10 protein-coding genes are annotated in these 9185 nt (G+C 66.2%); 5 read left to right on the forward strand and 5 right to left on the reverse strand.

What is annotated here, in order from left to right:
- Positions 1–94: 94 nt before the first annotated feature.
- Positions 95–607, forward strand: coding sequence for a recombinase family protein (locus tag ACTWPT_RS58090; RefSeq protein WP_443186131.1), 513 nt, complete (start codon positions 95–97; stop codon positions 605–607).
- A gap of 328 nt (positions 608–935) precedes the next feature.
- On the forward strand, positions 936–1577 hold the full coding sequence (locus tag ACTWPT_RS58095) for a histidine phosphatase family protein (RefSeq protein ID WP_443186132.1): 642 nt from the start codon (positions 936–938) through the stop codon (positions 1575–1577).
- Positions 1578–1753: 176 nt separating this feature from the next.
- On the opposite strand, the gene ACTWPT_RS58100 is transcribed toward ACTWPT_RS58095, so the two are convergent.
- Positions 1754–2269, reverse strand: a complete 516-nt coding sequence (locus tag ACTWPT_RS58100) for a hypothetical protein (RefSeq protein WP_443186133.1) — start codon at positions 2267–2269, stop codon at positions 1754–1756.
- 29 nt (positions 2270–2298) lie between these two features.
- On the opposite strand from ACTWPT_RS58100, the gene ACTWPT_RS58105 reads away from it, so the two are divergent.
- Positions 2299–2439: a hypothetical protein gene (locus tag ACTWPT_RS58105; RefSeq protein WP_443186134.1), complete on the forward strand. Its 141-nt coding sequence runs from the start codon at positions 2299–2301 to the stop codon at positions 2437–2439.
- Positions 2440–3143: 704 nt separating this feature from the next.
- Here ACTWPT_RS58105 and ACTWPT_RS58110 read toward each other — a convergent pair.
- Complete coding sequence (locus ACTWPT_RS58110) at positions 3144–4298, reverse strand: RtcB family protein (RefSeq protein ID WP_443186135.1); 1155 nt, start codon at positions 4296–4298, stop codon at positions 3144–3146.
- Between the two features lie 705 nt (positions 4299–5003).
- Between ACTWPT_RS58110 and ACTWPT_RS58115 the strand changes: the two genes are divergently transcribed.
- Complete coding sequence (locus tag ACTWPT_RS58115) at positions 5004–5660, forward strand: hypothetical protein (RefSeq protein WP_443186136.1); 657 nt, start codon at positions 5004–5006, stop codon at positions 5658–5660.
- A 150-nt stretch (positions 5661–5810) separates the two neighbouring features.
- On the opposite strand, the gene ACTWPT_RS58120 is transcribed toward ACTWPT_RS58115, so the two are convergent.
- The 3 genes from ACTWPT_RS58120 to ACTWPT_RS58130 all read right to left on the reverse strand — a co-directional run bounded on the left by ACTWPT_RS58120 (position 5811) and on the right by ACTWPT_RS58130 (position 7334).
- Entirely contained in the window at positions 5811–6215 is a 405-nt protein-coding gene (locus ACTWPT_RS58120) for a DUF6294 family protein (protein WP_443186137.1), read from the reverse strand.
- A 158-nt stretch (positions 6216–6373) separates the two neighbouring features.
- Positions 6374–6610, reverse strand: a complete 237-nt coding sequence (locus ACTWPT_RS58125) for a hypothetical protein (protein WP_443186138.1) — start codon at positions 6608–6610, stop codon at positions 6374–6376.
- 112 nt (positions 6611–6722) lie between these two features.
- Positions 6723–7334 carry a uridine kinase family protein gene (locus ACTWPT_RS58130; RefSeq protein WP_443186139.1) on the reverse strand — a complete coding sequence of 204 codons (612 nt, stop codon included), beginning with the start codon at positions 7332–7334 and terminating at the stop codon, positions 6723–6725.
- 576 nt (positions 7335–7910) lie between these two features.
- On the opposite strand from ACTWPT_RS58130, the gene ACTWPT_RS58135 reads away from it, so the two are divergent.
- Positions 7911–9098: a recombinase family protein gene (locus ACTWPT_RS58135; RefSeq protein ID WP_443186140.1), complete on the forward strand. Its 1188-nt coding sequence runs from the start codon at positions 7911–7913 to the stop codon at positions 9096–9098.
- Positions 9099–9185: the final 87 nt, after the last annotated feature.

Raw genomic sequence — 9185 nt, forward strand, 5'->3', positions numbered from 1 at the left:
CTTCGGGGATCAGGTGGTCATGCCACAGATCTACCGCGAAGGCCCGTTCCCCGTGAGCCCTGCTTGCGCGAACTGGCCGACCTGAAAGTCGGCCATGCGGCCGTCGAGGCTTGAGCCCATCGCCGCACCTCATGCACGCCCGTCACGGGGCCGCGTCGGTGCGACAGACTTCCGAACCGTCCACGAGCTCAAGCGCCTGGCCCGCAACGCCGCCGAGCTCATGACCCTTTCCGGGAAACTCCAGGGCGCCGGCGTGCAACTCGAACTGCTCACCGGCCCGCTCACCGGCATCCACGACCCGAACGGCATGGGCGCCATGTTCTTCGCCGTCCTGGCCGCCGCAGCCCAGATCGAACGCAACTACATCCGCGAGAAGACTCTCGAAGGCCAAGCCACCGCCGCGGCGAAAGGCAACCACGGCGGACGCCCCAAGGTCATCGACGAAGACATGCTGACGTTCGCGCAGGCGCTTAAGGACAAGGGCGTCCCCGTGCCCGAGATCGCCAAGAAGATCACGATCAAGACCGGCAAGAACGCCGGGCGACATCCCTCTGTCGCCTCGCTGTACCGCGCCTTCGCCGACGCCGAACCGGACAAGCACGGGTAACCGGCGGGAACGCCCGCCGTCAACGGCGTCCATGACGTCGGTCAATGCTTAACGCCAACCACTGTTCCATTGCTCCCCGAGGCCGTGAACAGAAACGATACCCTCGCTCGCGCGCGGCAGAAGCTCGCCCAGCTCGACGACCTCGCGGCCCGCGGCACCACCATCCACCTGGGAATGCCGCACTTCTCCCACGTCGCCGGTTGCACCGTCGCCGCGGACAGTCCGCGACCACGGTCGGCGACAGAGCCATGATCATCGATATTCAGAGAACTCGTGAACCGCTCTTAAGATCACTCAAGACCAGTCCCCCTACAGGAAGAGCTCACTCATGCGCACCATCTACGCCGTCACCCATCCGGAGGCGACGCACCACGTCGAGGGGGTCGTCGGCGGCTGGCATGATTCGCAACTGACGCCAGCCGGCCTCAGCGCGGCGCTCTCCATTGCCCAGGCGCTGCGGGCCCAGATCCCGGACGGCGCCGATGTGGAGCTGTTCTCCTCGGATCTGCAGCGCACCCGGCAAACAGCCGCGAAGGTTGCCGAGCTGTTCGGCGTGAACCCAATCCTGGACCGCAGACTGCGAGAGAAATCCTACGGAGAGGCGGGGGGAAGGCCACAGGAGTGGCTGGACCAACGATTCGTCCCGCCGCCGGCGGCCGGGGAGCGGTTGGAACACGACGAGGGCGTGGAGGGTGCCGAGACCAAGGCGGCGTTGGCGCAGCGCATCTACGCGGCCATGGACGAGATCTTGCAGCGCCCCTGCGAACACCAGATCATCGTGACGCACGGTGGCTCCCTGACATTCGTCGTGACGTCCTGGATCAAGATGCCGATCAAGGCGGTCGGCCATGCCTTTTTCCGGGCGTCATCCGGCAGCATCACCACGCTGCACGAAGACGACTTCTTCCACAGCCGCCAGGTCGTCAACCTCGGTGACACCCGCCATCTCGACGTCGTCGAAGCTGGCTGACCTCTACCTGGCCCGCTTCGACGGCTAACGAGGTGAGGTGCTACCGCTGAGCATCAAGTTTCGTCGTTCAGAGAAGCTTGCGACGGAAGATCGGCATCGCGATGTTCTTGGTCGCGGCCGGGTTCAACGCAGGCATGCTGTATACGCTGGTCGCACCCCCGGAGCCAGGCGCGGCCTCATCCGGGGCGCCGCTCGTCGATCCACTGTCGCAGCCTGCCGACGCACTGCTTGTTGTGCGGCTCCACCGATTCCAGCAAAAGCTTGCCGACACGGCCGTACCTGGGGGAGCGGTCGACGGAGAACGCGGGGATCCGCGTCCGCCGCGTCCGGCTCTTCTCGTCCTTCCACCACAGATCGACTTTGCCGGAGCTGGTACGGCCGACCTTGATGATTTTTTCGACCGGCAGCCGGCGAGTCCACAACACCTTGTGCACCTTGACCTCCGCCTCTGTGCAGGTGACGCCCATGAAGGCCGCCCGCGCCATGGTCAGGACGCCAGTCGCCAGCAGGGGCACCGTGACGACGGCCACCGCGATCAGGTCGTCCCATGATGCCCGTACCAGGTGCTCCAGCCGTAGTCCCTCTTTCTCCGGGTCCAGCCCGCTGCTCACCATCATCAGGCCGAACGTTAGGAGGAAGAGTCCCAGCAGAGCGTGGATGCAGCGCACGATCCAATCCCCGCGCAGCTTCATGTCTCCATGATGTGCTGCCAGGGGGCGACATGTGTCCGACCGCGTTCGGGCACCGCCGTCTAGGCGGCATCAACCTGCAGGTGTTCCTCGACGGCAACGACACCTACTGGGTCACATCCCGAAGCGAAGGCGACCAGTCCGACACCTGGACGTGGCCGCCCCGTGTCTAGCCCCCTCACCCCTTGGAGAACCCTATGAGTCGCGGACCTGCCCACCTTTACGCCGTCGAATGGCGAGACCGATTTGGCCAAGCCTGCAGGGTAGACGGGACAACACATGGAAGCAGATCGTCTGACCTCTTTGACCTGTCCCGTCCTACTCGAGCCCCCGAGTAGTTTGGGAGGGACCCATCACCGGGGCGCCCGTTGGCGCATGAAGCCCCCGCTAAATTTCCCAAGGTGAGCGAGGGTTTCATCGTGTTCACACGGTGCCTCGCCGCCGGCAAGGCGGCCCGACCTGCCGCCGGCAAGGCGGCCCGACCTGCCGCCGGAGCAGCGCAGTCCTCCGCCCCAGCGGGTTTCACCACCGCGTGACTCAGCAGCAACGACGTGAGCATCCGGCGCTGCGCCGGCGGTTCGGCGCGCGCAGCGCGGGCGGACTTCGACCGGTTGGACGCGGATGCCGCTCGGCCATCCACCGCCCCACCGTCCCCGGGACGGGCCCGCTGGACATAGATGAGCCCCCATCCGCCTCTTTCGGAGGTGGGTGGGGGCGCTCTTGGCGTTCCAGCAGATCTAGGCGCTGATGAAGCCGTTGACGACCAGCGGCAGGGAGGCGTCGAGCCCGCCCGCGTTCAGCACGCCCTCATCCCGGGGTCGCCGATAGCGTGGCCGCTCAGGGCCAGCCTCGCATCACCCCTCCTCATCGGCCGGAATCAGCCCTTGTAGTTGAAGACCTGCCGCAGCGTGTGTTGAACGGTGACGAGGTCCTTCTGGTCCTCCATGACCTGGTCGATCGACTTGTACGCCTCCGGATGCTCGTCCACCAGGGCTCCTGCACGGTCGGCGTTCCAGGTGCGGTCGCCCATCGCTTCGGTGAGCGAGGCCGCGGTGAGCTTCTTACGTGCCTCGGTGCGGGACATGCGCCGTCCTGCGCCGTGAGAACAGGAGTTATAGGAGGCGGCGCTGCCCAGGCCGGTCACGATGTAGGAGCGGGTGCCCATCGAGCCGGGGATGATGCCCTCGTCTCCGCTGTCGGCTTTGATAGCTCCCTTGCGGGTGATCCACATGTCACGGCCGTGGTGGTGCTCCATCTGCGTGAAGTTGTGGTGGGCGTTGATCGTGCGCAGCGCGGAACCGTGGCCGACGACCTGAAAGAGGGAGGCCGCCAACACCTCGGCCATGCGGGCGCGCGAGGCCATGGCGTAGCGCTGTGCCCACAGCATGTCCTCGATGTAGGCGGTGAACTGCGGGGTTCCCTGGACGAGGTAGGCCAGATCCGGGTCTTCCAGCTTGATGAAGTACTGCGCCATCAGCTTCTTGGCCTCGCCGATGTGCTTGGTGGCGAGCTGGTTGCCGATGCCGCGCGAGCCGGAGTGCAGCACTGTCCACACCCGGTCGCGTTCGTCCAGGCAGACCTCGACGAAGTGGTTGCCGGAGCCGAGCGTCCCGAACTGGGTGATGACCGTGTGCTCCTGCTTGCTCGTCAACGAGGTGTTGGGCGTGCCGACCGCGTCGAGTGAGACGTCGATGTGCGGGTCGTCATGGCCTTGGCCGACGCCGGCCGGGATGCGCCGCTCGATGAGCGGCATGAGCGCGGCCAGGGTGTCGGGCAGATCCGAGGCGGTCAGGTCGGTTTCGGTGGCGACCATGCCGCAGCCGATGTCCACGCCCACGGCCGAGGGGATGATCGCGCCCCGGGTGGGGATGACGGAGCCAACGGTGGCGCCCATACCGATGTGTGCGTCGGGCATCAGCGCGACGTGGCTGGGGACGAAGGGCAGGCGGGCGGCGCGCGCGGCTTGTTCGATGGTGCCCGGCTCGATGTCGCTTGCCCAGGAGATGAGGCCGGGTGCTACCTGCTGCGGCATGACGGGCCGCCCTTCTGCTCGATGATCTCGTGGCAGCGTATGCGATTGGAAGGTGGTGATCGCTACTGGTTTGTTCGAGGAGTGGGGCCCTGCCCGCGCCATTTCCCTGGAAGCCGTTCAGATGGCTGTTCATCTAGCTGCCACGCTTGTTCAGTGGTTCAGGTCTGGGGCCATCCGGCGCGAGTAAGCCGAATGTCCGCTTTTAGCGCCTTACGTCACAGAGTTGTGCAATGCCATCTGCGCCGGGGTCATCATCTCTCGCTGGCGATTCTGCCAGCGAGATTGCTACGCGCTGGGCTTCAGATGTTGCTCACGCATGATGGCCGCCGCGCGAGCGCTCCGGCATTGCTCGCGGATGATGGCCGCCCGTTCCGCAACGGAGCGGCCTCCCGGAACGCAGGCGGCAAGCGGCCTCTTCGGGGTCAGGGAGTCTCGGCGAGCCCGCACTCGTGCTCGTCGAACGCGACAAGGTCCTGCACAAGATGATGGCCCAGATGTACCCCAAGCTGCGCAAAGGCCGCAGCATCAGGTCGATTCCGGCGCCTACGCCAGCGGCGCGGAGGCCGGCCGCCGGGCTGACGTCGGCGGCGCCCGCCTCGGCGGAGCCCCGCAGGCCGCACTGCGGTAGCCCGCACCCCCACCTACGAAAGCGGCCCCGCCGTATGGCGGGGCCCGTCCCGTCCCACTGATTGGGACCGTCGTGGCGTGCAGATGGAACACAACCTGGAGGCACTGACGGCGCTGCTCGGCGTCAAGCACCGGCTCATGACGCTCACCTACATCGCGGGCACGATCGTCCGCCAGGCCCAGGTCATCCTCGACGGGATCAGCGAGCCGGAGATCAACACCACGGCGGCGATGGCCCGCGTGACCGCCGTGATGCGCATCCCCGGCATGTACTGGCGCGACGAGGTCGAGACCACCTGGCAGGGGTCGGCGAACGCGGCCGCGCGGCTCGTGACCACCCTCGCCGGAAGCACGAGGCCGATCATGGACGCGCTGGTGCGCTTCACCGGTCCGCCCGTCAACCCTGCCCTGACCGACGTGGCCACCGGAGGCACGGTCTCCCGCTCGTCAGGGCTGCTTGAAGGGGAGCGGCTCCTGATCGACTGCGGGCAGATGCGGGCCCGCCTGGTCACCACCGACACGTGGGACATGACCGCAGGGACGGACGTGACTGGGCAGATCGCCGCGACCGGCCCCGGGTCGGCGTTCCGCTGGCTCCACCTGACACCCGCTGTGGGCGTGCTCGACCCCTTCTCCCGGGTCGTGCTCGTCACCACCACGGCGACCTCCACCACGGCGACCTCCACCACGGCGACCTCCAAGATGGAGGTTCGCGCCCGCCGCTCCTACCTGTAGACCTCCAGCGAAGGGATCCGTGACGGAGATGCAGGCCGTCTAGGCCTTCCAGGAGTCCGAGGCAGGAACTGGCGGAAAGCGGTTATCGCAGATAGAGCGCCGCGGCTGGCGGCTCGTGTGCGTACTATCCCCGGCAATGAGACCGCCGAATCAGCAGTGCTTCGACAACGACATGCCCTTGATCAGCGGGTAGAGGCTGGGGTCGAACCGACCCTTGGCCAACCACCGGTACGTCCGCACCTCAACCGGGATGTTCTTGACGAACTTCGTGCTGGTGCTGCCGGCCACCTGAATTTCGTCGAGCACCGCGCCGTTCTCGTCCTTGAGATGGGCCCACATCAGCCAGGCGTCGTCATCGGACGTACTGAAGACCCTGGCGTCGAACTCGGCCGTGCCGTTCGGATACAGGGTCCATTTTGCGCCGCCGTACATCCAGCAGTCGCCCGCTTTCATGCTCTTGTTCCAGGTGTACCGCTTGTAGGCGGTGGACGCGTTGGCCGTCCCGGTGGCCGGGTGCGCCAGGCCAACGGAGATGACGCCAATGGTCGCGACCATGGCCATGATTCTGCGGATGCCTTGCATGACGCTTCCTCTCGTTGTGGGCCGATGCCGCTGAGAGGAGGATCTACCGCCCCCGTGGCGTGCGCCTGAGTAGGCCCCTACTCAAATGTCTGGGTCGTGCCGATCGGCCTCCAAGGAGGATCGGTACGGAATCAGCGGTAGGGCCACGGCATCGCCGCGTCCGGCGGTGGCATCTGGGACCGCCATGGGCCGAGCCTCGTCATGGTGAAGGGAGGCGCAGGTGGACCTACGGCTGGATCACCCCGGACGGGCAGCTCGCCGCCCCGTGGCCAGTACAGCAGCGGGCGGCCGAGCACGCGGCGCTGCTCGCCGAGCAGCGCTCCCGGCGAGCGAGCTACGAGCAGGCCAACCAGACGCGTCTGGGCCACCCCATCGACTGGAGCGAAATGTCGACGCGGTCACTAGCGCGTTCATGAACGCACAACTTCCGGAGGCCTCTACCGTCAGGCCGACCTCTTTGGCATCGTGACGTCATCCCTGCTAGGTCGAGGGCTCGCGGGCACTGTGCTCGGCGAGCAGCCGATCGATCATCGCCAGCAACAACGGTTGCACCCGATCCAGCGGGGCGTCACCGCGCACAATGATGTCGGCGTACTGCCGGGACGGCTCGACATACAGCGCGTGCCCGATCCGAGCGCTCTCCCGGTAGTAATTGGCGATCACCTCCGGCTCGCGCAGTCCACGCGGCTCCTTCATATCCCGCAGCAGCCGACGCAGCGCACGCTCGTCCGCGTCGAGCTCGACGAAGAGCCGCAGATCGAGCCGTTCGCGCACCGCTGCGATATGCAAGATCATGAGCCCTTCGACAAGCAGCACGTCCGGCGCTACTACCTCGCTGGTCCGGGTGTCGAGGTCGCGCAGGAAAGCGAGCCAGTCGACCGACTCGGGCCGGTTGCAATCGAAGGTCACCTCACCGGTCGTGGGGGAGACGAAAGTCGGGCCGCGATCGACGTCGTGATACATGTACGGGTCGCTGGCGAGCACGTCCACGGTGCGTCCGGATTGCTCGACGGCGGTACGCAACCAGGTGGTGATCGTGGTCTTGCCTGACGCGGAGCCGCCGGCGATGCCGACGACGAGTGGGTGCGCCACGTGGCCTCCAGGGCCGATCGGACGGGATCAGATCAGCCTATCTCCGGGCACGTGTCACCTGGCCGTTTCGTCGATCTGCACTGTTGGACGAACAGATGTATCGCTTGCCTGATTGCCGGCGAGATTGCTACGCGCCAGCAGGCAGACGTTGCTCACAAGTGACGGCCGCAGCCCGAGCCCTGCGGCGCTGCTCGCGGATGATGTCCGCCAACTCGTCGACAGAGCGGCCCCCGGGGACATAAGCGGCACGGGCGGCCTCTTCAGGGGACAGGGCGTCTCGGCGTGCCCGCGCCTGAGCGAGGACTCGACCAGCGGCAGCAAGAGCTTCGGCGCGGGTTCTCATCACTTCTACGATCTCACATGCGATTACTCACGCAATCCTGCCCTTCCGGGCACATGAACGGCAGAGTTCTCGAAAGCGCGACCATCCTGGCATCGCGTGGGAACTCCGTGGCCTCCGGGCTGTTGCTCTAATCTGGCCCGGGATGGAGGGAGTGAGAATTCCGGTGCCGCATGGTCCAGACGGCTCAGTCGCTGTAACCTTAGACGCCGTCCTTGACAGGACCGCATGAGATCATGCAACGAGTGAGTTCGGGTACACCTTCGCTGGTAGGGCCGGTCAAGCAACGTGAGTTACAGCCCGCCGTCGGCTACATCCGGGTATCGATGCTCCGCGAGGAGCAGATCTCGCCCGCCATTCAGAGGGACGCCATCGAGCGGGCAGCGGCACGCCTGGGCTACTACATCGCCCGCTGGATCGAAGACCTCGACGTGTCGGGCCGCACCTTCCAGCGTAAGATCATGGACGCCATCGCCGACGTCGAGAAAGGCGCGGCAACGGCGATCCTCGTGTGGAAGTACAGCCGCTTCGGCCGTAACCGCACCGGCAACCAGCTCAACCTGGCCCGCGTCGAGTCCGCAGCCGGACAGCTCATCTCCGCCACCGAGGAGGTTGATGCCCGCACCGCCGTAGGCAAGCTCACCCGCGGCATGCTCATGGAGCTGGCGGCGTTCGAGTCGGACCGGGCGGGGGAGCAGTGGGCCGAGGCGTTCCAAAACCGGCTGGCCCGGGGCCTCCCACCCTTGGGCGGCGACTACTTCGGCTACGTCCGACGGGGCCGGCAGCCGCACCCTCTGTACCACGACCGGACGATCGCCAACCCTGCGGACGGCCCGGAACGCTACGAGCCCGACGTTGAGAATGGCACGGCAGAAATCCTCGCCGAGTGTTATCAGCGGTGGCTGGAGATCCGCAGCCACTACAAGCTCGCGCAATGGCTCAACCGGCGGGGAATCCGCACAGCCGGCGGCGCGGAGTGGGGTGAGAGCGAACTCGCCTGGATGCTCGACCGCGGCTTCGGCGCAGGATTCATCAGCGTTCACGACCCGAGCTGCCGATGCGGTAAGGCCCCGAGTTGCCGCAAGCGCGTCCTGCATCCAGGCGCGCATCAACCTGTGATCTCCCGTGAGACCTGGGACGCCTACATGGCGGCCCGTAAGGAGGGCGCCCAAGACCGGCGACGACAACGCCGCAACGCACCTCACATCTTCTCCGGATTCATCATTTGCGGGCATTGCCGAGGTGGGATGCACGCAACGTCGCGTAAGCACATGCCCGGCTTCATCTGCGGAGCACGTATACGGCAGGGAGCGAGAACCACGGGGGTGCAGTGCAATACCGTGTGGGTCCAGCGCAGCCTCGTGACGGACGCTGTGCTCGAGGTGGGCCTGTCCAGAAAACGGTGTAACTCGATCTTGAATTAGTTCTATCGAGTGGTCGGGGTCAGACGGCCTTCGAAGGTGATGGCGAAGGCGTTCAGAGCGGCTTTCCAGCGGGTGATCCAGCGTTTG

Origin of the sequence: Nonomuraea sp. 3N208, from assembly GCF_052245935.1 — a bacterium.
GTDB lineage: Bacteria > Actinomycetota > Actinomycetes > Streptosporangiales > Streptosporangiaceae > Nonomuraea.